Raw genomic sequence first — 22,753 nt, forward strand, 5'->3', positions numbered from 1 at the left:
GCCGCGGCGCCGCGGGTGGAGGCCCTCGGCAGCGACTTCGAGCTGGCCCGGGACCCGGCTGCGCGATCCGCCCGGTTGCCCACGCTCGGCTTCACCGTGGCCCGGCGTGCGCTGGCCGACGGCGCTCCCGTGCTGATCCAGGTGCCCCGCTCCGGCTACGTGCCCTCGCTGGTCTGCGACCGCTGCCGGGCGCCGGCCCGCTGCGCGCACTGCGCCGGCCCGCTGGGGATCGCACCGGCGCCCGGGCCGAACGGGGTGCGGATCGCAGCCTGCCGGTGGTGCGCCCGCCCGGCGGCGACCTTCGACTGCCCGCACTGTCACGGCACCAAGCTGCGGGCCGCCGTGATCGGCGCCTCCCGCACCGCGGAGGAGCTGGGCCGGGCGTTCCCGGGAGCGGCGGTGCGGGTCTCCGGCCGCAGCTCCGGGGTGCTCGCGGAGGTCTCCGGTGACCCGGCGATCGTGGTGGCCACGCCGGGGGCGGAGCCGGTGGCCGAGGGCGGCTACGGCGCGGCGCTGCTGCTGGACTCCTGGGCGCTGCTGGGCCGGGCCGACCTGCGGGCGGGGGAGGAGACGATGCGCCGCTGGATGAACGCCGCCGGGCTGGTGCGGGCCGGCGGCCAGGTGGTGGTCGCCGCCGACGCCGCGCACCCGGTCGTGCAGGCGCTGGTGCGCTGGGACCCGGCCGGGCTGGCCACCCGGGAGCTGGCCGACCGCCGCGAGCTCGGATTCCCGCCGGTCACCCGGATGGCCTCGCTGTCGGCGTCACCGGCGGCGCTGGCGGACTTCCTGGCGGCGCTGCGGCTGCCCGAGGGCGCCGACGTCCTCGGACCGGTCCCCGAGCCCCCGCGGCCGGGGCAGGAGGGCGAACGGGAGCGCTACCTGGTCCGGGTGCGGCGCAGCGACGGGGCGGCCCTGGCGCGGGCGCTGCACGACGTCCAGGGGGTGCGCAGCGCCAAGAAGGTCGCCGAGCACGTCCGCGTGCAGCTGGACCCGCTCGAGCTGGCCTAGGCGTACGCGGCCGTCCCGTCGGGCGGCAGGGGGTTCGGAGCTCGCACGGAGCCCTTGACAACTTTTCTTGTCGGGAGCACGGTGACGGCATGCAGGACGTCGAGGTCATCGAGGACGCGGAGGCGGCGGCCGCCGCGCTGGACCCGGTCCGGGCCCAGCTGCTCGGCGAGCTGGCCGTCCCGGCCTCCGCCGCCGGGCTCGCCGCCCGGGTCGGCATCGCGCGCCAGAAGGTGAACTACCACCTCAAGGCGCTCGAGGCGCACGGCCTGGTGAGGCTGTCCGAGGAGCGCCGGCACGGGGGCATCACCGAGCGGGTGCTGCAGGCGTCGGCGGCGTCGTACGTCGTGTCGCCGGCGGCCGTCAGCGCGTCCGCGGCCGATCCGGACGCCAACGCCGACCACCTGTCGGCGGGCTACCTCGTCGCGCTGGCCGGCCGGCTGATGCGCGAGGTCGGCGCCCTGGCGCGCCGGGCCGGCGCGTCCGGCACGCGCCTGCCGACGCTGACCATCGACACGGAGATCGGCTTCCGGTCGGCCGCCGACCGGGCTGCCTTCGCCGACGACCTGACCGCGGCGGTGCTCGACCTGGCCGCTCGGTACCACCACGACGACGGGCGCCCGCACCGGCTCGTCGTCGCCGCCCACCCCGTTCCCGAGGAGAGAACATGAGCACGACCACGGACGTCCCGTACCGCCTGGAGTTCAGCGTCGAGGTCCCGGGCAGCCCGGAACAGGTCTGGCAGGCCGTCGCGACCGCCCGGGGCATGAGCGCCTGGTTCCTGCCGACCGAGATGGAGGAGCGCGAGGGCGGCACCCTGCACTTCTCCATGGGCCCCGAGATGGGCTCGGACGGCCGGGTCACCGGCTGGGACCCGCCGCGCCGCATCGCCTACGAAGAGGACTGGGCCGCCCTCATGGGCAAGGGCCCGGACGCGCTGAGCCCGCTGACGTCGGAGTTCCTCGTCGAGGCACGGTCCGGCGGCACCTGCGTCGTGCGGGTCACCAGCAGCGGCTTCGGGACCGGCGCCGCCTGGGAGTCGGAGTGGTGGGAGGACATGGGTTCGAGCTGGCGGCCCTTCTTCGACAACCTGCGCCTCTACCTGGCGCACTTCCCCGGCCAGGAGGCCACGCAGCTGGAGGCCGCCGCCTCCCACCCCGGCGACGCGGGAGCGCTCTGGTCGACCCTGCGCGACGCGCTCGGCCTGGGCGAGGAAGGCGCGACGGTCGAGGTGCGCGGCGCCACCGGCACGGTCGAGCGGGTCGGCGAGCGGCAGGCGCTGGTCCGGCTCACCGCACCGGTTCCCGGGATGCTCAGCGTCTTCACGTACGGCGAGGGGAACGGCACGGCCTTGGCGGGCGTGCGGGCGTACCTGTTCTCCGCCGACGCCGCAGACCACGTGCGGCGCGAGCAACCGGCCTGGCAGGCCTGGCTGCAGGAGCTCTCCGTCCCCGCCTGATCCCCTGCACCCGCTGCCCGGGCCACCGGGTGGTCAGTCGATCGGCTGGTCCAGCAGCTGCGCCAGCTCGGCGTCCAGCTGGGCGGCGGCCATGTCCTCGATGGCCCGCTCGGTGGCCCGGCGCCAGCGCACCGGGAGCGTCGTGGCGGCGGTGCCCACCCCGGCCACGATCCCGACCAGCAGGTGCGGGCGCGCGTGGCCGCGCCGGCGCAGCGCCCGGACGGCCGGGCCGTGCACGGCCGTCGCCGCCAGCCCCCAGCCGGCCGTCGCGAGCGCCTGGTGACGGGTGACCGCCTGGTCGGCGGGGGACGCCGACTCGACCGGCATGCCCTGGAAGGTGCGCCGCAGCGAGGGCAGATCGTGGGCCACCGTGTCGGCGGCGACCGCGACCAGCAGCGCCAGGTACACCCGTGCGCGGGCCGCGGACCGGGGCGGCAGGTCGAGGGCCGCCTCGGCACCGCCGACCGTCAGGCCGTCGACGAGGGTGCTGATCACGGCGTGGACGCGGTGCGAGGCGAGTGAGGCCATTGCTGCACCGTAGCCAGGTCACCCTGCGGGCGCCGCTGCACACGGCACCTAGGATCGTCGGGTGAGCGTCACCCCCATCCGGATCATGGGCGACCCGGTGCTCCGCACCCCGGCCGCCCCCGTCGTCGACTTCGACGCCGAACTGCGTCAGCTCGTCGCCGACCTGACCGACACCATGCACGCGGCCGGCGGCGCCGGCATCGCGGCGCCGCAGATCGGCGTCGGCCTGCGCGTGTTCACCTGGTACGTCGACGGCGAGGTCGGCCACCTGGTCAACCCCGACGTGACGCCGGTGGGCGAGGAGACCGAGGAGGACGCCGAGGGCTGCCTGTCCATCCCCGGCTTCCGGTTCGACTGCCGTCGGCACCTCTACGTCGCCGCCAGGGGCTGGGACATGCACGGCGAGCCGATCCGGGTGGAGGGCTCGCACAAGCTGGCGCGGGCCATCCAGCACGAGACCGACCACCTCGACGGCGTGCTCTTCGTCGACCGGCTCGACGCCGAGGCCCGCGCCGCCGCCCTGGACGTGCTGCAGGGTGCGGAGTGGCAGGGCGCGCAGGCCTGGCTGCCCGACGGGTCGCCGGTGCCGGCACCCGTGGTGAAGGTGAGCCCCCACTGAGGCTCCTGTTCGCCGGTACCCCGGCGCCGGCCGTCGTCGCCCTCGACGCGCTGCTGGACTCCGCCCACGAGGTCGTCGCCGTCCTCACCCGGCCCGACGCACCGTCCGGCCGCGGCCGGCGCACCAGCCGGTCGCCGGTCGCCGAGCGCGCCGACGCCGCCGGCATCCCGGTGCTGCAGCCCCGCTCGCCTCGGGAGCCGGAGTTCCTGTCCCAGCTCGCCGACCTCGCCGTCGACTGCGCCCCGGTCGTCGCCTACGGCGCCCTCGTGCCGCCGGCGGCCCTGCAGGTCCCGCGGCACGGCTGGGTGAACCTGCACTTCTCGCTGCTGCCCGCCTGGCGCGGCGCGGCGCCGGTGCAGCACGCGATCATGGCCGGCGACGAGGTCACCGGCGCGGCCACCTTCCAGCTGGAGGCCGGGCTGGACACCGGCCCGGTCTTCGGCGTCGTCACCGAGCCGATCGGGGCGACCGACACCGCCGGCGACCTGCTGGACCGGCTGGCGGTCAGCGGTGCCCGGCTGCTGGTCGCGACGCTGGACGGCCTCGCCGACGGCTCGCTGCGGCCCGAGCCCCAGCCGGCCGAGGGGGTCAGCCTGGCCCCGCGGATCGAGACCGCGGACGCCCAGGTCGACTGGACCCTGCCGGCCCACGTCGTCGACCGGCGGGTGCGCGGCGTGACGCCGGCGCCGGGGGCCTGGACGACCTGGCGCGGGAACCGGCTGCGGCTGGCGCCGGTCGAGCCGCTGCCCTCGTCGTTGGCCCTCGAACCGGGGGAGCTGTCGATCGGGTCGACCGGTGTGCTGGTGGGCACCGGGCGCGGCGCCGTCCGGCTGTCGTCGGTGCAACCGGCCGGCAGGAAGATGCTCCCGGCGGCCGACTGGGCGCGCGGTGCGCGCCTGGAACCGGGCGAGCGACTCGGTGAGCAGGTGGGCGCATGACCGGCCCGGAGAAGCGGGCCGGCCACAAGCGGCGCAACGACCCCGGCACCGGCAACCAGCGGCCGCAGTCCCGACGGCACCGGCCGACGCTGGACGGGGCCCGGCTGACCGCCTACGACGTGCTGGACGGCGTCTCCAGCCGGGCGGCCTACGCCAACCTGCTGCTGCCCCAGCTGCTGCGCGAGCGGCAGCTCGAGCCCCGGGACGCTGCCTTCGCCACCCAGCTGGCCTACGGCACGTTGCGCGCCACCGGCACGCTGGACGCCGTCCTGACCACGCTGGTGTCCCGGCCGCTGGCCGAGCTCGACCCCAAGGTGCTGGACCTGCTGCGGCTGGGCGCCTACCAGCTGATCGACCTGCGGGTGCCGGCGCACGCCGCGGTGGACACCACCGTCGCCCTCACCCGGGCGATCGTCGGCACCGGCGCCTCCGGGCTGGTCAACGCGGTGCTGCGCAAGGTCGCCGCCGGCGGTGACCGGGCCGCCTGGGTCGCCGCCCTCGCCCCGGCCGACGCCGACGCACGGTTGACCCTCACCACCGACCACCCGCGCTGGATCGTCGAGGCCTGGCGGGAGGCGCTGGCCGACGACGCCGAGGTCGAGGCCGCGCTGCTCGCCGACGACGCCGCACCCGAGGTGCACCTGGTCGCCCGGCACGTCGACCGGGACGAGCTGGCCACCGACTCCGGTGGGGAGCCTGGTCCGTGGTCGCCGCACGCCGTCCGGCTGCACGGCGGTGACCCCGGCAAGCTGGCTGCGGTCCGCTCCGGTGCGGCCGCGGTGCAGGACGAGGGCAGCCAGCTGGCCACCCTCGCCCTGGTCCGGGCGCCGCTGGAGGGCCCGGACGCGCGCTGGCTGGACATGTGCGCCGGCCCCGGGGGCAAGGCGGGGCTGCTGGCCGCCGTCCGGCCGGCCGGGGTCCACCTGACCGCTGCCGACCGCAGCGAGCACCGCGCCGAGCTGGTGCGCGGCGCGCTGGCCGGTGCGGACGACGTCGAGGTCCTGGTCGCCGACGGCACGGCGCCGAGCTGGCCGGCCGGGTCGTTCGACCGGGTCCTGCTGGACGCACCCTGCACCGGCCTGGGCGCGCTGCGCCGCCGGCCGGAGGTGCGCTGGCGCCGGACTGCTGCCGACGTCGAGCCGCTGGCCGAGCTGCAGCGGCAGCTGCTGGACAGCGCACTCGCCTCGGTGCGGCCCGGGGGAGTGGTCGCCTACGTGACCTGCTCCCCGCACACCGCCGAGACCGTCGCCATCGTCGACGCGGTCGCCGGCCGGGACGACGTCGAGGTGCTCCCCGTGGCCCCGCTGTTCCCGGAGGTGCCCGGCATCGAGCGCGGCGAGCACGCCCAGCTGTGGCCGCACCGGCACGGCACCGACGCGATGTTCATGGCGCTGCTCCGCCGCACCCGCTGAAGACCCGGTGACCGCGGCGGCGCGCCTGGCTAGCGTGCCGCTCCGTGATGTGGCTGCCCGCCGACTTCGTCCACCCGCTGCGCGCCGACCTGCCGACGGGTGAGCACCTGCGGCTGATGGGCGCCGCCGACACCGAGATCGACTTCCCGGCGGTGATGGGCTCACGGGAGCGGCTGTGGTCGGTCTACGGGCCGACCTGGGGCTGGCCACCGGCGACGATGACGGTGGAGCAGGACCGCGACGACCTCGCCCACCACGAACGGGAGATCGCCGCGCACGAGAGTTTCCTGTACGGGCTGTTCCCCCGGGACGAGGCCGAGCTGCTCGGCTGCGTGTACGTCGACCCGCCGGCCAAGCAGGGCGGCGCGGACGCCGAGGTCTCCTGGTGGGTGGTCGACCGGCTGGTCGGCAGCCCCACGGAGGCGGCACTGGACACCTTCGTGCCCGCCTGGCTGTCCCGGGACTGGCCGCTGCGGGCACCCCGCCACGTCGGCCGCGACCTCAGCTGGGCGGAGTGGCTGGCGCTGCCCGACCTGCCCTGAGCGGTCGGCGTCAGCCGGCGTCGCCGGCCGGGTCGGCGCCCCTGCGGGTCAGCTGCTCGTGCCGCTGCTGGGCCTCCTGCGGACCGTCCAGGCCCAGCCGGTCCGCGATCTGTGCCCAGGTCAGCCCCTCACCGCGGGCCATGGTGAGCAGGCCGAGTTCGAGATCGTCGGTCTCGGCGCGCAGCAGCGGGAGCAGGCTGAGTGCTGCGACCAGGTCCTCGCCCTGCACCGAGGGCTCGGCGTCGTCGGTGTAGGCGAGGCTGCCACCGGCCAGGCCGGCCACCAGCCGGACCGCCTCGTGCGGGCTGAGCGTGTACGGGTTCAGCAGCCGGGCCCGCGCCTCCGGTGTGGCCGCGTACCGCTCGTGGAGCCGGAACAGCGCGGCGTACCGGTCCACCGGTGGGCTGGGGGCCGCGGCGCCGGACCGGCCGGGGGGCAGGGACATGCGGTCAGCGTGGGGTGCCGGGCGGCCGGTGGGCAACGGGATTCCCCATCCCCGGCCGGCGTTCCCGCGGGAACGCCGGCCGGGGACACGGGGACGGCTCAGAAGGGGAACTTCCGCTTCGTGTGCTGGACGCTCACCCAGTGGTCAGTGGTGAACTCCTCGATCGCCCAGTCCGACGGTCCGGACCGTCGAGTGCCGGGCTGTCCACGTCTCCGGCCCGGGCCGGGCGTCGACAACGCGACGGTCGATGCGCCGTCAGGTCGGCGAGGGGTCCCGGGCCGGGCGGGCCGGGCGGGTCGGCGGACGGCGCTCGTCGCGCGGGTGGCCAGCCGGCCAGCACGAGCGCGGTCGCCCAGCGCCAGAGCCGGGCCCGACGCTCGACGGCGACCCGGTCGACGTCCTGGCTCCTCGACATCGCGGCAGCGTCGGGAGCGTCGGCCGATCCGGGCGACCGTCAGGTCGCCCGTCCGGGCTCGCAGGAGGCGGCCCCTACGATCACCGGGTGTCCCGGGAACCCATGATCGCGCCCAGTCTGCTGTCCGCGGACTTCGCCCGGCTCGCCGACGAGGTGCAGCGGATCGCCGACGCCGACTGGGTGCACGTCGACGTCATGGACGCCCACTTCGTGCCCAACCTGACCCTGGGCCTGCCGGTGGTGCAGGCCATCCAGGCGGTCAGCCCGGTGCCGCTGGACTGCCACCTGATGATCGACGACCCGGAGCGCTGGGCCCCCGGCTACGCCGAGGCCGGCGCCCGCAACGTCACCGTGCACGCCGAGGCCTGCACCGACCCCCGCGCCGTCGCGCGCGACCTCAAGGCCGCCGGCGCGCTCGCCGGCCTGGCGCTCAAGCCGGGCACGCCGCTGGCGGACTACCTCGACGTGCTGCCGGAGTTCGACACCCTGTTGGTGATGACGGTGGAGCCCGGCTTCGGCGGGCAGTCGTTCATGCCGGAGGTGCTGCCGAAGGTGCGGGAGGCCCGCCGGCTGGTCGAGGCCGGCCACCTCCAACTGTTCCTGGAGGTCGACGGCGGCATCAACGCCGACACCATCGAGCAGGCCGCCGAGGCCGGCGCCGACGTCTTCGTCGCGGGCTCGGCCGTCTACGGCGCCGACGACCCGGCCCGGGCGATCGCCGCCCTGCGGGCCCAGGCCGCGCGCGCCCGGTGAACGCCGCCGAGCAGGCAGCGATGGCCCGGGCCCGGGAGCTGGGGCTGCGGGTGCTGGGCACCACCAGCCCGAACCCGCCGGTCGGTGCCGTGGTGCTGGACGCCGCCGGTGCCGTCGTGGGGGAGGGGGCGACCTCCCCGCCGGGTGGCCCGCACGCCGAGGTGCACGCCCTGGCCTCGGCGGGAGAGCGCGCCCGCGGGGGCACCGCCGTCGTCACCCTGGAGCCGTGCGCGCACACCGGCCGCACCGGGCCGTGCGCCGACGCGCTGATCGCCGCGGGGGTCGCGCGGGTCGTCGTCGCCGTCCCCGAGCCCACCCGGCTGGCCACCGGCGGCGCCGGCCGGCTGCGCGCGGCCGGGGTCGACGTCGAGCTGGGTGCCGAGCAGGCCGCCGCCGCCGAGGGTGCGCTGGCCGGCTGGCTGACCGGGGTGCACGAGCACCGGCCGCAGGTGGTCTGGAAGGTCGCCACCACCCTCGACGGGCGGGTCGCCGCCGCCGACGGCACCAGTCGCTGGATCACCGGGCCCGAGGCGCGCGCCGCCGTGCACGCGCTGCGGGCCACCTGTGACGCGGTGCTCGTCGGGTCCGGGACGGCGCTCGCCGACGACCCGCAGCTCACCGTCCGCGACGCCGAGGGCCGGACCGCCGACCGGCAGCCGCTGCGGGTGGTGCTGGACCGCCGCGGCCGGGTGCCGGCCACCGCCCGGGTGCACGACGCCGCCGCGCCCACGCTGGTCAGCCGGGCCGCCACCCCGGCCGCGCTGCTGGCCGAGCTGTTCGACTCCGACGTCCGCCGGGTGCTGCTGGAGGGCGGCCCGACGCTGGCCGCCGCCTTCCTCGCCGCCGGCCTGGTCGACGAGGCCGTGGTGCACGTCGCACCCACCCTGCTCGGGGCCGGCGCCGCCATGGTGGGCGGGCTGGGAATCAGCACGATCACCGACGCGCTGCACCTGCAGGTCACCGACGTCACCCGCATGGGCGGGGACGTGCAGATCCGGTTGCGGCCCACCCGGCACACTGGGTGGACAGCGTCGACCGGCGGAGGGAGCTGAGGTGTTCACCGGCATCGTGGAAGAGCTCGGCACCCTGGTCGTGCGCGAGGACGGCGCGGACAGCGCGGTGCTGCGCATCCGGGCCCGCAAGGCACTGGAGGACGTCGCGCTGGGCGACTCGATCGCGGTCAACGGCGTCTGCCTGACCGTCACCGGCGTCGAGCCCGGGCCCGACGGCACGCGCGTGTGGAGCACTGACGTGATGGCCGAGACGCTCCGCCGCAGCAGCCTCGGTGCCACCGGCTCCGGCGACCGGGTCAACCTGGAGCGCGCCGTCACCCCGCAGACCCGGCTGGGCGGCCACATCGTGCAGGGCCACGTCGACGGCGTGGGCACCGTGGTCTCCCGCACCCCCGGCGACGACTGGGAGGTCGTGCGGATCGCCGTCCCGGCCGAGCTGGCCCGCTACGTCGTCGAGAAGGGCTCGATCACCGTCGACGGCGTCTCGCTGACCGTGAGCGCGCTCGCCGACTCACCCGAGCCCTGGTTCGAGGTCAGCCTCATCCCGACCACCCTGCGCGAGACCACCCTGGGCGACCGAGCCCCCGGTGACCCGGTCAACCTGGAGGTGGACGTCATCGCCAAGTACGTCGAACGACTGTTGGGAGCACGACGATGACCGCCTTCCGGCTGGACTCGGTGGAGAGCGCGATCGCGGCGGTCAAGAGCGGCCGGCCGGTCGTCGTCATCGACGACGAGGACCGCGAGAACGAGGGCGACCTGATCTTCGCCTCGGAGCTCGCCACCCCCGAGCTGGTGGCCTTCATGGTCCGGTACACCTCGGGCTACATCTGCGTGGCGGTCACCGAGGAGGACGCCGACCGGCTCGACCTGCCCCCGATGTTCCGGGTGAACCAGGACCGCCGCGGCACCGCCTACACCGTCACGGTCGACGCCCGGGAGGGCGTCACCACCGGCATCTCCGCCTCCGACCGGGCGCACACCATCCGCACCCTGGCCGCCGCCGACACCGGCTCCGCCGACCTGGCCCGCCCCGGGCACGTGGTGCCGCTGCGCGCCAAGGACGGCGGCGTGCTGCGCCGCCCCGGCCACACCGAGGCCGCCGTCGACCTCGCCGTCCTGGCCGGGCTGCGCCCCTCGGGGACGCTGTGCGAGGTGGTCAGCGAGAAGGACCCGATCGGCATGGCCCGCGGTGAGGAACTGCGCGTCTTCGCCGACGAGCACGACCTGGTGATGGTCTCCATCGCCGACCTGATCGCCTACCGCAAGCGCTTCGACAAGCTCGTGGAGCGGGTCGCCGAGGCCCGGGTGCCGCTGCGCGCCGGGGAGTTCACCGCGGTCGGCTACCGCAGCTCCTACGACGAGCGCGAGCACGTGGCCTTCGTCTACGGCGACATCACCGCCAACGACGGTGAGGACGTCCTGGTGCGGGTGCACTCCGAGTGCCTGACCGGCGACGTGTTCGGCTCGCTGCGCTGCGACTGCGGCCCGCAGTTGGACGCCGCGCTCGCCGCCGTCGCCCAGGAGGGCCGCGGCGTCGTCCTCTACATCCGCGGGCACGAGGGCCGGGGCATCGGCCTGCTGCACAAGCTGCAGGCCTACCAGTTGCAGGACACCGGCGTGGACACCGTCGACGCCAACCTCGACCTGGGGCTGCCCGCCGACGCCCGCGACTACGGCACCGGTGCGCAGATCCTGGTCGACCTCGGCATCCACACCATGCGCCTGCTCACCAACAACCCGGCCAAGCGCGCCGGGCTGGAGGGCTACGGCCTCAAGATCACCGGCCGGGTGGCGCTGCCCAGCAACGTCACCGTCGACAACGTCGGCTACCTGCGCACCAAGCGGGACCGGATGGGGCACCTGCTGGAGATCATCGAGCCCGACGGCCCCGACACCGGCGGGCAGCCGCCCGCGCCGGGGCGGCGCGCCGACGAGCAGCCGATGTGACCGGGTCGCGACCCGTCCCACGGCACACTGCACCGTCCCAACTGACGACGAACAGCACCGAGGAGAACTCATGAGCGGGTCCGGAGCACCGGGGCAGGAGCCGATCGACGCCGCGGGACTGACCCTGGGCATCGTGGCGACCACCTGGCACGGCGACATCACCGAGTCGCTGCTGCAGCGGTCGATCGCCTGCGCGAAGGCCGCCGGCATCGCGGAGCCGACCGTCGTCCGGGTGCCCGGCGCCATCGAGCTGCCCGTGGTCGCCCAGGCCCTGGCCGCCACCCACGACGCGGTCGTGGCGCTGGGGGTCGTCGTCCGCGGCGGCACGCCGCACTTCGAGTACGTCTGCGACTCCTTCACCGCCGGCCTCACCCGGGTGTCGCTGGACTCCGGCAAGCCGGTCGGCAACGGCGTCCTCACCACCGAGGGCGAGCAGCAGGCCCGCGACCGCGCGGGCATGGACGACTCCGGCGAGGACAAGGGCTGGGAGGCCACCGCCGCGGCGCTGCAGACCGCCCTGGTGCTGCGCGAGCTGCGCAGCCCGAAGCAGAGCACCGGTTTCGTGGTCGGCCCGGCATGAAGACGTTCGACCAGCTGTTCGCCGAGCTGAGCGAGAAGGTCGAGGCCGGCGACCCGGCCTCGGGCACGGTCACCGCCGTGCGGGACGGCGTGCACGCCGCCGGCAAGAAGGTCGTGGAAGAGGCGGCCGAGTCCTGGATGGCCGCCGAGCACGAGGGCGCCGAGCGGACGGCGGAGGAGATCAGCCAGCTCCTCTACCGGGTGCAGGTGCTCATGCTGGCCCGCGGGCTCGGCCTGGACGACGTCTACGCTCACCTCTAAAAGTCGAAGGACCCCGTCCTCCTCACCCCTCGCAAGCTCGGGGCGAGCCTCTGGACGGGGCCGGGGCCGATCAACCACTGTTCGAGGAGTTCGTGTCGTGCTGCGCGTTGCCGTGCCCAACAAGGGTGTCCTCAGCGAGCCGGCGGCGGCGATGCTCGCCGAGAGCGGGTACCGGCAGCGGCGCACCACCAGTGAGCTGGCGGTCTACGACCCCGAGAACGACACCGAGTTCTTCTACCTGCGGCCGCGGGACATCGCGATCTACGTCGCGGCCGGCACGCTGGACGTCGGCATCACCGGCCGGGACATGCTGCTGGAGACGACGCCGCCCGAGGGTGGGGACGTGGCGGCCGAGGTGATGCCGCTGGGCTTCGGCCGGTCGTCGTTCCGTTTCGCCAGCCCGGCGGAGTCCCCGGTCGACGAGGTGGCGAAGCTGGAGGGCAAGCGGATCGCGACCGCCTACCCGGGGCTGCTGCAGCGCTTCCTGGACGAGACGGGCATGAAGGCCGCCGTCGTCAAGCTCGACGGCGCCGTGGAGACCGCCTGCCGGCTCGGCGTCGCCGACGCCGTCTGCGACGTGGTGGAGACCGGGACGACGCTGCGTGCGGCCGGTCTGCGCATCATCGGCGACCCGGTGCTGGCCAGCGAGGCCGTCCTGGTCGGCCGGGCCGGCGCCGATGAGGTGCCCGCCGTGGCCCAGCTGCGCCGCCGGCTGCAGGGCGTCCTGGTCGCCCGGCGCTACGTGATGCTCGACTACGACTGCCCCAACGACCTGCTGGCCCAGGCCACCGCCCGCACCCCGGGGCTCGAGGGCCCCACGGTCAGCCCGCTGCAGACGCCGGGCTGGTCGGCCGTGCGGGCGATGGTCCTCAAGGACGACACCAACCGGGTGATGGACGAGCTCTGGGAGCTCGGCGCGCGGGCGATCCTGGTCACCAGCATCGCCGCCTCCCGGATCTAGCCCGGGCACACTGGCGGGCATGCACCGCGTCGTCCTCTCGTGCCTGGTCGTCCCGCTGATGCTGCTCGCCGCCTGCGGCGCCGACGGCGGCACCGGTACGGCGGCGGGCTCCTCGACGCCACCCTCGACGAGTCCCGCGGCCGAGCCGACCGCGTCCGACCCGGCGACCGATCCCGGCTCCGGGGGCATCAGCCGCGCCGACAACGACCTGGTGATCGAGTACGACCCCGGAGAGGGTGCGCCGGTGGAGCGCTACACGCTCACCTGCGCCGGCTCCGTCGAGGGCGACCTCCCCGACTCCGAGGCCGCCTGCCAGCACCTGGACGGCCTCGAGGACCCCTTCGCCCCGGTGCCGGACGACGCGATCTGCACCCAGCAGTTCGGCGGACCCCAGACGGCACACGTCACCGGCCTGTGGCGCGGCGACCCGGTCGACCTCCAGCTCTCCCGGACCGACGGCTGCCGGATCTCGCAGTGGGACCGGCTCGGGCCGCTCCTCCCGGGCCCGGCCCGCTGACCGGTCGGACCCCGGCCGGGCTCAGCGCGGGCGGCTGGTCCGGTCGACGAGGTCGATGGCGGTGCACAGTCCCAGCGCCATCGCCCGCCCACTGGTCGAGCCGGTGGTCAGCAGCGTGGCGATCGCCGGTGCGAGCGCACCGTGCCCGACCAGTCCCCGCAGCACGGCCGCGAACTCGCCACTGACCCGCCCGGCGGCCGCGTGCCGCAGCAGCGCCCGGGACAGCTCGGTGGTGCGCCCGGCGGCCAGCCCGGTCACGCCGGCGCCGAACCGCTCGGCGGCGGGGTGCCCCAGCAGCACCAGCCCGGCGGTGACGCCGGCGAGGACGTCGTCCCCGGCGGGAGTCAGGCCCGGGCCCAGGCCGATCAACCGGGTGGCGGTGCGCAGCGCGGCGTCGACGTCGGCGCGGCGGACGGCGCCGCGCAGCGCGGCGAGCGGACCGCTGGGCCCGCTGGGCAGGCCGGGGAGGACGAACGCGCTGTGCGGCACGCCCTCGCCGTAGAGCGCCGAACGCAGCTGGCGGACCCCCTCGGGGAGCAGCGCCGGACGCGCGGTGGGGAGCTTGGGGCGGGGGTCCCACCACGCGGCGGCGCTGACGGTCAGGTCCCCGACGGTCAGCCGGCCGCCGCCCAGTCGGGCGGGGGCGCCGCTGGGGACCGAGACCAGGGGCCGGCCGTTCGAGGGCCGGAACAGCACGCAGCCCAGCGGGAGCCGGGCCGCGTCGGAGGTCAGCACGCCCACCACGTCGGGGCCCTGCGGGGTCTGCACCGTCAGGTACACCGCGGCAGGGACCGACAGCAGGACCCGCGCCGACCGGACCGGTCCACGCAGCAGGTCGGCGATCCCCGTGCTGGCCTGGGCGGGCACCGAGGTGCCGGGGGTTCGGGCGCCGGCCGCGGCGGACTCGCGTGGCAGGGGGATGGTCGGGACGCCGGCCCGGGCGGCCTGCCCGGTGTGGGTGTCGTCGTGGGTCGTGTCCCGGCCGTGGCCGCCAGTGCTCTCGTCGATGGTGCGCATGTGCCCTCCACCCGTGCGGTCGGCGGGCGACGCCTGCAGCGGGCCCGTCCCGATCTGGATCTCCCGGCCGGGACACCGAGCCGCCCGTCGATCGACGAAGCCGCCTACCATCCGAGCCGGAACACAGGACCGGGGCCCGAACCCACGTGGCGCGTCCCCCGTGCCTGTATGGCGATTGTCGCCAAGCGTGCCTTCTGCCGTCCAGAGACGTCTGACAGAATCTTGTGCAGCAGGCTCGTGCACGGTGTTTTGGGGGTACGTACAGTGACTGAACGTGATGCATCTGTGACATATGCTGCACACAGCGACCGGATGGCTACCTTCAGTGCCATCCCGGCGTCCCCCGAGCCGGTGCTCTCCCAGCTCCCGCCGTCGGACCGGACCGCGCTCCAGGACAGCATGGGCCTGACCGTCGACCAGCTCCTGCAGCTGCCGGGGCTGGCCGGCACGCTCGTCGTCGGCGGGGCCACCGGCACCCGCCGGATCGTCCGGCACGTGGCCGTCGACGGCCCGGACGACCCGCTCGCCGGTGCCGGTCCCGACCTGCTGGTCGTGCTGGGCGCCCGGTTGCCCAGCGGCGACCCGGCGCAGAGCCGTGCGCTGATCGAGCGGCTGCACCGGGCCGGCAGTGGCGCGCTCGCGTACCGCTCGGAGGCCGGCTCGGGCAACCCGGCCGGCGACGTCCCCGCCGAGCTGCTGGCCGAGGCCGACCGCCGGGGCTTCCCGGTGCTCGCGCTGCCCGCGCGTGCCCGGCTGGACGAGGTGGTCGCCGAGGTGCTCGGCGCCATCATCGACAAGCAGACCCAGGCCCTCAGCCTCGCGAACCGGATGCACAACCAGTTCATCGACGTGGCGCTGTCCGGCGGTGGGCTGTCCGAGGTCACCACGCAGGTGTCGACCTTCCTCGCCGGGGCTGCCGTGCTCGGCCTGGGCCCCGACCGCGAGGTGGCCACCCATGCCGGCCCGGCGGAGGAGGTCGCCGAGATCCGCGACTGGTTGTGGCTGCTCGACGCCGCGGCCGACGACGCGTTCGCCGACCTCACCCCCTCCCGCCGGCTGCTGGGCAACCGCGCCGACCAGGGTGTGGTCACCCCCGCGGACGTCCTGGCCGACGCCGACCTGTCGCCGGCCGACGGCATCCTGCTCGTCCCCGGGCACCACGAGCTGCCCGGCGGACTGGGGGAGTACGCGGTCGCACCGATCATGGCCGGGGACCAGCGGCACGGCTGGCTGGTCGCGGTCAACCGGCACGGCCCGATGCTGCTCGGCGCCGGCGCGGTGCTCGAGCAGGCCGCGGTCATCGCCGCGTTGTCGGAGATCCGTTCGCAGGCGGTCCACTCGGTGGAGCTGCGGTTCCAGGGCGACATGGTGCGCCGGCTGGTCGGCGGGACGTTCGCGCACACCGAGCGGGCGCTGGCCTACGCCCGTTCCTTCGGCTGGCGGCTCGACGGCCCGGTCGTCGTCCTGGTGACCGCCACGGAGACCGTGGCCGACGCCGGGGCCGACCCGACCCGGGCACTGGACGTGCTGGACCGGCTGGCCGATGGCTGGCGCGCGGCGGTGGACAGCGAGGTGGCCGGTGCGGCGGTCGCCGGGCTGGCCACGGAGATCGTCACCGTGCTCCCGCTGGACGGGCGCACCCCCGAGGAGCTCTCCAACCTGGTCGCCTCGGTGACCGCCCGGGTGAACGCCCGGCTGCGCCGGGTGGGCCGGCTGCTGGGCACCGGCATCGGCCGCCCCGCCGAGACGCTGTCGGTGCTGGGGGAGGCCTACCAGCAGTCCCAGCGGGCCCTGGTGGTCGGTCAGGAGATCCACGGCGGCCACGCGGTCACGCACTTCGACCAGCTGGGCGTCTTCCGGCTGTTGTCGCTGATCCCGGACAGCAACGAGCTGCGCTCCTACGTCGACGAGGTGCTCGGCACGCTGGCCGACTCCTCCGACCCGGACTCGGTCGACCTGCGGGAGACGCTGCGGGTGCTGCTGGAGACCAACCTCAACGTCGCGGAGTCCGCCCGCCGGCTGCACTTCCACTACAACACGATGCGCTACCGGATCGGCAAGCTGGAGCGGCAGCTCGGCCCCTTCACCACCGACCCCACGCTGCGACTGAACCTGCTGCTCGCGCTGCACGCCTCGCGCATCCGCGGACTGGACCAGCCGCACCGGCCGCCGGTGGAGAGCGTGGTCGCCGCAGTCCTGGACGACGGGCTCGAGTCGCTGGTCTGAGGCGGACGCGCGTCCGCACTGTTACGGCCGTGTTCACCCCGGCGCTCCGTGATGGGAACGTGTTCAGGACCCCCTGGTGTGATCCACGGACTTCTGCCACTGTCCGGTACCTCAGCGCTGAGCTACTTGCTCGGCGGAGGTGCGAGGAGGACTGATGGCGCTCGGCTGGAAGCTCTACGGGGACGGGAAGACCCCGCCGCTGGGTGAGGCGGTGGCGCCCGACGAACGACTGTCGTGGCCGTTGACCATCGGCATCGGCGCCCAGCACGTGGTGGCGATGTTCGGGGCCACGTTCGTGTTCCCGCTGATCATGGGGCTGGACGCCAATCTGGCGATCATGATGAGCGGCATCGCGACGATCATCTTCCTGCTGATCGTCAAGGGGCAGGTGCCCAGCTACCTGGGCACCTCGGCGGCCTTCGTCGGGGGCGTGGTGGCCGTTCGGGCCAACGGCGGGGACAGCGGCGACGTCGTCGGCGCGATCCTGGTCTCCGGCGTCGTGCTGGCCCTGGTGGGCGTGCTGATCCAGGTGCTGGGTGCGCGCGCGGTCAACGCCGTGCTGCCGCCGGCGGTGACCGGCGCGGTCATCATCATCATCGGGTTCAACCTGGCCCCGGTGGTCGCGAACACCTACTGGCCGCAGGACCAGTGGGTCGGCTTCGCCACGATGGTCTTCGTCATCGTCGCCTCGCTGTTGCTGCGGGGCTTCCTCGCCCGCATCTCGATCCTGCTCGGCCTGGTGTTCGGCTACCTGCTCTCGCTCCTGCTCGACGTCACCGCCGGGCCGATCACCTCTCCCGACGGAACCGGTGCGATCAGCACCCGGGACCGGATCAACTTCGGCGCCGTCGGTGAGGCCGACTGGATCGGACTGCCGGAGTTCACCGCGCCGAGCTTCTCGCTGAACTTCAGCTTGCTGGTGCTGCCGGCGATCATCGCGCTCATCGCTGAGAACGCCGGTCACGTCAAGGCGGTCGCGGCGATGACCGAGCGGGACCTGGACCCGGTCATGGGTCGGGCGATCTTCGCCGACGGCGTCGCCACCGTCGTCGCCACCTCGGTCGGTGGCTCGCCGACCACGACCTACGCGGAGAACATCGGCGTCATGGCCGCCACCCGGGTCTACTCGACCGCGGCCTATTACGTCGCCGCGATCGTCGCCATCCTGTTGGGGCTGTGCCCGAAGTTCGGCGCCCTGGTCAACATCATCCCCGGCGGCGTCCTCGGCGGGATCACGGTCATCCTCTACGGGATGATCGGCCTGCTCGGCGCCAAGATCTGGAAGGAGAACCGGGTCGACTTCGCCAACCCGATCAACCTCGTGCCGCTGGCCGCCGGGATCATCATCGGTATCGGCAATGTCACGCTGACCTTCTCCGACGAGTTCGCCCTCGGCGGCATCGCGCTGGGCTCGATCGTCGCGGTCGTCGGCTGGCACGTGGCCCGGGTGCTGGCCCCGAGCGAGATGAAGGCCGCGCTGGACGCCGAGACCGGCTTCGCGGCCGGCAGCGGCCCGGCGCTGGGTGCCAGCGGTGGCCACCGGGTCGGCCCCGGGGGTGCCGACCCCTCCGACGTCGACCGGATCAACCCGACCCGCTGACCGTCCCGCCGGCCCGGCCCCGTCCAGGGGGCCGGGCCGGCGCTGTCGCAGGCCGCGCGCCCGATGCCCTCGTGCCTGCGCGCGTGGAGCGGCGGCAGTCGGGGCACTGGCGCTCCGGGGCCGCACCGGTCGGCCCGGGAGAGAGGGACGCATGACCGAGCACAGCCGGCCGCTGCAGGGAAAGGTCGCCCTGGTCACCGGGGCGTCGTCGGGGATCGGGGAGGCCACCGCGATCGCGCTGGCCGAGGCGGGGGCGGCGGTCGCCATCGGCGCCCGGCGCAAGGACCGGCTCGACGCGCTGGCCACGAAGCTGCGCGACGACGGTGCCCGGGTGCTGCAGCTGGACCTCGACGTCACCGACGAGCGGGCCTGCACCGCGGCGGTGGCCCGGACCCGGGAGGAGCTGGGCGGGCTGGACGTCCTGGTCAACAACGCCGGGGTGATGCTGCTGGGCACCATCGTCGGCGCCGATCCGGAGGACTGGCGCCGGATGATCGACACCAACGTGCTGGGCGTGATGTACATGACCCACGCCGCGATCGAGGGCATGGTCGAGCAGGGGTCGGGCGACGTCGTGAACATGTCCAGCGTCGCCGGCCGGACCGCCCGCAAGGGCGCCGGGGTCTACAACGCCAGCAAGTGGGCGGTGAACGCCTTCAGCGAGTCGCTGCGCCAGGAGGTCACTGGCCGCGGCGTGCGGATCAGCCTGGTCGAGCCGGGCGCGGTGGCCACCGAGCTGACCGATCACATCACCCAGCCCGAGGCGAAGCGGGCGTCGCAGGAGATGGCGGCGGGGATGACCCGGCTGCAGGCCGAGGACATCGCCCGGGCGGTGCTCTACGTGGTCAGCCAGCCGAGCCACGTCGCGGTCAACGAGGTGCTGGTGCGCCCCACCGACCAGGAGCGCTGACGACCACCGGCGCTGGGCCGACGACCCGTGGGGTCAGCCGGCCTCGAGCACCCGCTTCAGGGCCTCGAGGTCGGCGGCCACCGCTGTGGTGTCGGCGTCGAACTCCTCCGCCGTGGCGCTGCCCGCCCGGCGGAGGGTGAAGACGACCTCGCTGCCGGCGCCGTCGGCGAGCACCCGCACCGGGTTGGTGGTGGTCGTGCCGTCGGGCAGGACGACGTCGTGGTCGAGCACCCCGTACTCGTTGACCGGCACGAACCGCACGAGCACGCGGCCCATCGGGGAGTCCGCCACCCACTCGCCGCGCTCCCGCCGGATGCCGCTGGCCAGGCCGGTGGCCCACAGCGGCAGGTGGGCCGGGTCGCGGACCCAGGCGTAGACCTCAGCGGCGGGCCGGTCGATGGAGACGGTGAGGTGCCGGGACTCGCTCATGCCGGCATCGTGCCAGCCGCGGACTGGCATCGGAGGGGTGCCCTGCGACACGCTGCCCAGCGTCGACCCCACCTCGGCGCGCACCGGACCTGCGGAGACGGACGACGACCCCCGCTGTGCCCAGGCGCTGGCCAGGGCCGGACGGGCGCCGGGCACCAGAGCACGACCACGGCTGCTCACCTGGTCGTGGGTGCTGGCGCTCATGGTGCTGGCGCTGGCCGGCGCGCTGCTCGTGGCGGTGCTGTCCACGGACGCACTGGTGCCCGAGCCCGGACCGTCCGGCGGCTGGGAGGCGGCCGGTCTCGTCGTCCAGGGCGCCGGCCTGGCGGTGATGGTCGGCTACGGGTTCGTCGCGTGGCGGACCGGGCTGTTCCAGGCCGCGTGGTGGCAGCCGATCGCCGTGCTCAGCTGGGCACAGCGACGCAGCCTGCTCGCCCAGGTCCGCGGGCGGGCGGCGGCCGACCCGGCGCGGCTGTCGCTGGCCAGGGCGCAGGCCCGACGGCTGTTGCTGCAGCGCGACCAGCTCCTGCTGCTCGTCGGCGTCGTAGTGCAGCAACTGGGGCGCGCGATCGGTGAACCCACGCCGTCGACCGTGGTCTTCACGGCGGTCGCGACGGTCGTGCTCCTGGCCGTGGCCGGGCTGATGTGGCGGGAGGCCAGGCGGGCGGAGCGGTTCCTCGCCGACCACCCGGACCCCGGGGCCCGGGTCTGACCGCGTCGATCCGGCCATCGTCCGGGACGGGACAGCCAATGCGGGTGCGACGACCGGAAACCGCCGGATCCCGTCGGCGGCGCCCCCTACCGTCCGGTGCGTGTCCAGCCCCGTCCCGCGCGAACCGCTCACCCTGCTCGCCGTCACCGTCACCGTCCTGGCCTGGGCGTCGGCGTTCATCGGCATCCGCGCGGTCGGCGAGGACCTCTCGCCCGGGGCCCTGGCGCTCGGCCGGCTGGTCGTCGGCACCGCCGTCCTGGGGGCGCTGCTCGCCCGGCGCGGCTGGGTGGCCCCGACGGCGGGGGAGTGGCGGCTGCTCGCCGTGTGCGGGATCGGCTGGTTCGGCATCTACAACCTGGCGCTCAACGCCGCCGAGCAGCACCTGGACGCCGGCACCACGGCGATGCTGGTCAACATCGGCCCGGTGCTGATCGCGGTCTTCGCCGGCCTGCTGCTGGGCGAGGGCTTCCCGCGCTGGCTGGTCATCGGCCTGGGCGTGGCCTTCTGCGGGGTGCTGCTGATCGGCTTCGCCACCCGTGACGCCGGGGCCGACCTGCTGGGCGTCGTCCTGTGCGTGGTCGCGGCGGTCACCTACGCCGCGGGCGTGGTGGCGCAGAAGCCGCTGCTGCGCCGGCTGCCCGCCCTGCAGGTCACCTTCACCGCCTGCGCGATGGGGGCGGTGTGCTGCCTGCCCTGGGCCGGGGTGCTCGTCGACGAGCTGGGCACCGCGCCCGCGTCCTCGATCGCCGGCACCGTCTACCTCGGCGCGGTGCCGACCGCACTGGCGTTCAGCACCTGGGCGTACGCGCTGCGCCGGATGGACGCCGGCCGGCTGGGTGCGACCACCTACCTGGTGCCGCCGATCGTCGTGCTGCTGGGCTGGGTGCTGCTGGACGAGGTGCCCCCGGCGCTCGCCGTCGTCGGGGGCGGGGTGTGTCTGCTGGGCGTGGCCCTCTCCCGACGGCGCACCCGGGTGCGCCGGCCGGTGCCGGTGCCGCAGGAGGCCGGGACCTCGACGGTCTGAACGGCTCCGTCCGGCGGGTGAGCCGCGGTCGTCGACGGGGAGTCGCCGAGCTCTCACGCGTCGTCGCACGGACCAACGGTGGGCGGGACGCAGACTCTCGGTGAGCGGTCGTGCCGCCCCGTCCCGTTGACGGGGAGACGACCGGGCCGAGGAGAGGAGTCCGTGGCCGGGATGACGCACGTGTTCCCGGGTGACCTGCTCCCGGAGGGGCTGACCCCCGAGGTGCTCGCGCTCGTGCTGGTCGCCGCACTGGCAGCCGGGTGGATCGACGCCGTCGTCGGTGGCGGCGGCCTCCTGCAGCTGCCCGCGTTGTTGCTGGTCCCGGGGATGAGCCCGGTCCAGGCCCTCGCGACCAACAAACTGGCCTCCATCTTCGGCACCACGACGAGCGCCGTCACCTACTACCGCCGCGTGCACCCCGACCTGCGGACCGCCTTCCCGATGGCGGGGGTCGCTCTGGTGTGCAGCTTCGCGGGGGCCTCGGTGGCCGCAGCGCTGCCGGCCAGCGTGTTCAAACCGGTCATCGTGGTCGCGCTCATCGCGATCGCGGCGTTCACCGTGCTGCGTCCCTCCCTCGGGGAGGTGACCGCGTTGCGCCACAGCGGGCGTCGCCACCACGGCGTCGCCGCCGCCACGGGCGCCGGGATCGGGTTCTACGACGGCATCCTCGGTCCGGGCACCGGGTCGTTCCTCGTGTTCGCCATGGTCTCGCTGCTGGGGTACGACTTCCTCAACGCCAGCGCCAAGGCCAAGATCGTCAACGTCGCCACCAACCTGGGGGCCCTGCTCTTCTTCGCACCCTACGGCGCCGTCTTCTGGGGTCTGGGTCTCCTCCTCGGTGCGGCCAACACGTTCGGGGCGTACCTGGGTGCGCGGACGGCGACCGCCCGGGGCAGCCGCTTCATCAGGGTCGTCTTCCTGGTCGTCGTCACCGCGTTGATCGGCCGGGTCGGCTGGGACGTCTGGACGGAGAACCTGCGGCCCCTCCTCAGCTGAGACCGCTGCGTCCACGGACGCCGGGCAGCGCGTCCACCACCGCGTCGAGCGCGCCGGGCACCAGGGCGAAGTAGGCCCAGACCCCGCGCTTGTCGCGGGTGAGGAAGCCGGCGTCCACCAGCACCTTGAGGTGGTGGGACACGGTCGGCTGGGCCAGGCCCAGCGGCTCGGTGAGGTCGCAGACGCAGACCTCGCGGCCCTCGTTGCCGGCCACCAGGGCGAGCACCCGGAGCCGCGCGGGGTCCGCCAGCGCCTTGAGCGTGCGGGCCAGGTCGGCGGCCTGCTCGGCGCTCATCGCGCCGGCGAGCTCGGCAGGGGAGCACCCGGGCGCACCCGTGTCGACCAGCTCCAGGGTGGGGCGGTCCGCCGTTCGACTGGTGTTCACCCGGCCAGTATCGACACGGCATTGACGTCTGTCGATAGGTCAGGCATCGTCTTGCAC

At 74.9% G+C, this 22,753-nt stretch carries 25 protein-coding genes and 1 pseudogene; 21 read left to right on the plus strand and 5 right to left on the minus strand.

Annotated elements, in window-relative coordinates; translation table 11 throughout:
* The 3 genes and pseudogenes from G5C62_RS11630 to G5C62_RS11640 all read left to right on the plus strand — a co-directional run.
* A pseudogene (locus G5C62_RS11630) lies at positions 1-1,008 on the plus strand (primosome assembly protein PriA); the annotation flags it as partial.
* Positions 1,009-1,097: 89 nt separating this feature from the next.
* Complete coding sequence (locus G5C62_RS11635) at positions 1,098-1,676, plus strand: helix-turn-helix domain-containing protein (protein WP_164701087.1); 579 nt, start codon at positions 1,098-1,100, stop codon at positions 1,674-1,676.
* Positions 1,673-2,464, plus strand: a complete 792-nt coding sequence (locus G5C62_RS11640) for an SRPBCC domain-containing protein (protein ID WP_164701088.1) — start codon at positions 1,673-1,675, stop codon at positions 2,462-2,464. Before G5C62_RS11635 ends, G5C62_RS11640 begins: the two co-directional genes overlap by 4 nt.
* Positions 2,465-2,497: 33 nt before the next feature.
* Here the strand turns inward: G5C62_RS11640 and G5C62_RS28690 are convergent, their stop codons facing one another.
* Positions 2,498-2,992 carry a hypothetical protein gene (locus tag G5C62_RS28690; RefSeq protein ID WP_164701089.1) on the minus strand — a complete coding sequence of 165 codons (495 nt, stop codon included), beginning with the start codon at positions 2,990-2,992 and terminating at the stop codon, positions 2,498-2,500.
* A 61-nt stretch (positions 2,993-3,053) separates the two neighbouring features.
* On the opposite strand from G5C62_RS28690, the gene def reads away from it, so the two are divergent.
* From def to G5C62_RS11665, 4 genes are read left to right on the plus strand one after another with little or no spacing between them, the layout of a single operon-like run.
* Entirely contained in the window at positions 3,054-3,611 is a 558-nt protein-coding gene (def, locus tag G5C62_RS11650) for a peptide deformylase (RefSeq protein WP_164701090.1), read from the plus strand.
* Complete coding sequence (gene fmt, locus G5C62_RS11655; RefSeq protein ID WP_241175844.1) at positions 3,536-4,549, plus strand: methionyl-tRNA formyltransferase; 1,014 nt, start codon at positions 3,536-3,538, stop codon at positions 4,547-4,549. The genes def and fmt overlap by 76 nt, the downstream gene beginning before the upstream one ends.
* Positions 4,546-5,961, plus strand: coding sequence for an RsmB/NOP family class I SAM-dependent RNA methyltransferase (locus tag G5C62_RS11660; RefSeq protein WP_164701091.1), 1,416 nt, complete (start codon positions 4,546-4,548; stop codon positions 5,959-5,961). The genes fmt and G5C62_RS11660 overlap by 4 nt, the downstream gene beginning before the upstream one ends.
* Before the next feature lie 44 nt (positions 5,962-6,005).
* A complete protein-coding gene (locus G5C62_RS11665) occupies positions 6,006-6,503 on the plus strand; it encodes an N-acetyltransferase (RefSeq protein WP_164701092.1) in 498 nt (165 codons plus the stop codon).
* Between the two features lie 10 nt (positions 6,504-6,513).
* Here G5C62_RS11665 and G5C62_RS11670 read toward each other — a convergent pair whose 3' ends face one another.
* Positions 6,514-6,948 (minus strand): DNA-binding protein, encoded by a 435-nt coding sequence (locus G5C62_RS11670; protein WP_164701093.1) that lies wholly within the window; start codon positions 6,946-6,948, stop codon positions 6,514-6,516.
* Positions 6,949-7,450: 502 nt separating this feature from the next.
* On the opposite strand from G5C62_RS11670, the gene rpe reads away from it, so the two are divergent.
* The 8 genes from rpe (at position 7,451) to G5C62_RS11710 (ending at position 13,397) form a co-directional block, all read left to right on the plus strand.
* Complete coding sequence (gene rpe, locus G5C62_RS11675) at positions 7,451-8,116, plus strand: ribulose-phosphate 3-epimerase (protein ID WP_241175845.1); 666 nt, start codon at positions 7,451-7,453, stop codon at positions 8,114-8,116.
* A complete protein-coding gene (ribD, locus tag G5C62_RS11680) occupies positions 8,113-9,168 on the plus strand; it encodes a bifunctional diaminohydroxyphosphoribosylaminopyrimidine deaminase/5-amino-6-(5-phosphoribosylamino)uracil reductase RibD (protein WP_241175846.1) in 1,056 nt (351 codons plus the stop codon). Before rpe ends, ribD begins: the two co-directional genes overlap by 4 nt.
* Position 9,169: 1 nt before the next feature.
* Positions 9,170-9,787: a riboflavin synthase gene (locus G5C62_RS11685; RefSeq protein WP_164701095.1), complete on the plus strand. Its 618-nt coding sequence runs from the start codon at positions 9,170-9,172 to the stop codon at positions 9,785-9,787.
* On the plus strand, positions 9,784-11,079 hold the full coding sequence (locus G5C62_RS11690) for a bifunctional 3,4-dihydroxy-2-butanone-4-phosphate synthase/GTP cyclohydrolase II (RefSeq protein WP_052091027.1): 1,296 nt from the start codon (positions 9,784-9,786) through the stop codon (positions 11,077-11,079). Before G5C62_RS11685 ends, G5C62_RS11690 begins: the two co-directional genes overlap by 4 nt.
* Before the next feature lie 70 nt (positions 11,080-11,149).
* Positions 11,150-11,659: a 6,7-dimethyl-8-ribityllumazine synthase gene (gene ribH / locus G5C62_RS11695; RefSeq protein ID WP_036335008.1), complete on the plus strand. Its 510-nt coding sequence runs from the start codon at positions 11,150-11,152 to the stop codon at positions 11,657-11,659.
* The gene (locus G5C62_RS11700) at positions 11,656-11,919 is read left to right on the plus strand and encodes a phosphoribosyl-ATP diphosphatase (protein WP_036335005.1); all 264 of its coding nucleotides are present in this window, start codon (positions 11,656-11,658) and stop codon (positions 11,917-11,919) included. The genes ribH and G5C62_RS11700 overlap by 4 nt, the downstream gene beginning before the upstream one ends.
* 97 nt (positions 11,920-12,016) lie before the next feature.
* The gene (gene hisG, locus G5C62_RS11705) at positions 12,017-12,880 is read left to right on the plus strand and encodes an ATP phosphoribosyltransferase (protein WP_036335002.1); all 864 of its coding nucleotides are present in this window, start codon (positions 12,017-12,019) and stop codon (positions 12,878-12,880) included.
* Positions 12,881-12,899: 19 nt separating this feature from the next.
* Positions 12,900-13,397: an SSI family serine proteinase inhibitor gene (locus G5C62_RS11710; protein WP_206330601.1), complete on the plus strand. Its 498-nt coding sequence runs from the start codon at positions 12,900-12,902 to the stop codon at positions 13,395-13,397.
* A 21-nt stretch (positions 13,398-13,418) separates the two neighbouring features.
* On the opposite strand, the gene G5C62_RS11715 is transcribed toward G5C62_RS11710, so the two are convergent.
* Complete coding sequence (locus G5C62_RS11715) at positions 13,419-14,414, minus strand: DUF2877 domain-containing protein (RefSeq protein WP_164701096.1); 996 nt, start codon at positions 14,412-14,414, stop codon at positions 13,419-13,421.
* A 312-nt stretch (positions 14,415-14,726) separates the two neighbouring features.
* On the opposite strand from G5C62_RS11715, the gene G5C62_RS11720 reads away from it, so the two are divergent.
* From G5C62_RS11720 to G5C62_RS11730, 3 genes are all read left to right on the plus strand, one after another.
* Positions 14,727-16,640, plus strand: coding sequence for a PucR family transcriptional regulator (locus tag G5C62_RS11720; RefSeq protein ID WP_164701097.1), 1,914 nt, complete (start codon positions 14,727-14,729; stop codon positions 16,638-16,640).
* Positions 16,641-16,794: 154 nt separating this feature from the next.
* Positions 16,795-18,240 (plus strand): uracil-xanthine permease family protein, encoded by a 1,446-nt coding sequence (locus G5C62_RS11725; protein ID WP_164701098.1) that lies wholly within the window; start codon positions 16,795-16,797, stop codon positions 18,238-18,240.
* A 151-nt stretch (positions 18,241-18,391) separates the two neighbouring features.
* Positions 18,392-19,150, plus strand: a complete 759-nt coding sequence (locus G5C62_RS11730) for an SDR family NAD(P)-dependent oxidoreductase (RefSeq protein WP_164701099.1) — start codon at positions 18,392-18,394, stop codon at positions 19,148-19,150.
* Positions 19,151-19,183: 33 nt separating this feature from the next.
* Here the strand turns inward: G5C62_RS11730 and G5C62_RS11735 are convergent, their stop codons facing one another.
* Complete coding sequence (locus G5C62_RS11735; protein WP_164701100.1) at positions 19,184-19,579, minus strand: SRPBCC family protein; 396 nt, start codon at positions 19,577-19,579, stop codon at positions 19,184-19,186.
* 37 nt (positions 19,580-19,616) lie between these two features.
* On the opposite strand from G5C62_RS11735, the gene G5C62_RS11740 reads away from it, so the two are divergent.
* The 3 genes from G5C62_RS11740 to G5C62_RS11750 all read left to right on the plus strand — a co-directional run bounded on the left by G5C62_RS11740 (position 19,617) and on the right by G5C62_RS11750 (position 22,311).
* Positions 19,617-20,291 (plus strand): hypothetical protein, encoded by a 675-nt coding sequence (locus tag G5C62_RS11740; protein WP_164701101.1) that lies wholly within the window; start codon positions 19,617-19,619, stop codon positions 20,289-20,291.
* Between the two features lie 100 nt (positions 20,292-20,391).
* The gene (locus G5C62_RS11745) at positions 20,392-21,315 is read left to right on the plus strand and encodes a DMT family transporter (RefSeq protein WP_036334990.1); all 924 of its coding nucleotides are present in this window, start codon (positions 20,392-20,394) and stop codon (positions 21,313-21,315) included.
* A gap of 171 nt (positions 21,316-21,486) precedes the next feature.
* On the plus strand, positions 21,487-22,311 hold the full coding sequence (locus G5C62_RS11750) for a TSUP family transporter (RefSeq protein WP_052091036.1): 825 nt from the start codon (positions 21,487-21,489) through the stop codon (positions 22,309-22,311).
* Here the strand turns inward: G5C62_RS11750 and G5C62_RS11755 are convergent.
* Complete coding sequence (locus G5C62_RS11755) at positions 22,304-22,696, minus strand: metalloregulator ArsR/SmtB family transcription factor (protein ID WP_241175847.1); 393 nt, start codon at positions 22,694-22,696, stop codon at positions 22,304-22,306. The two genes, G5C62_RS11750 and G5C62_RS11755, sit on opposite strands and share 8 nt — an antisense overlap.
* Positions 22,697-22,753 lie beyond the last annotated feature (57 nt).

The sequence above is a fragment of the Modestobacter sp. KNN46-3 genome (genome assembly GCF_011039295.1).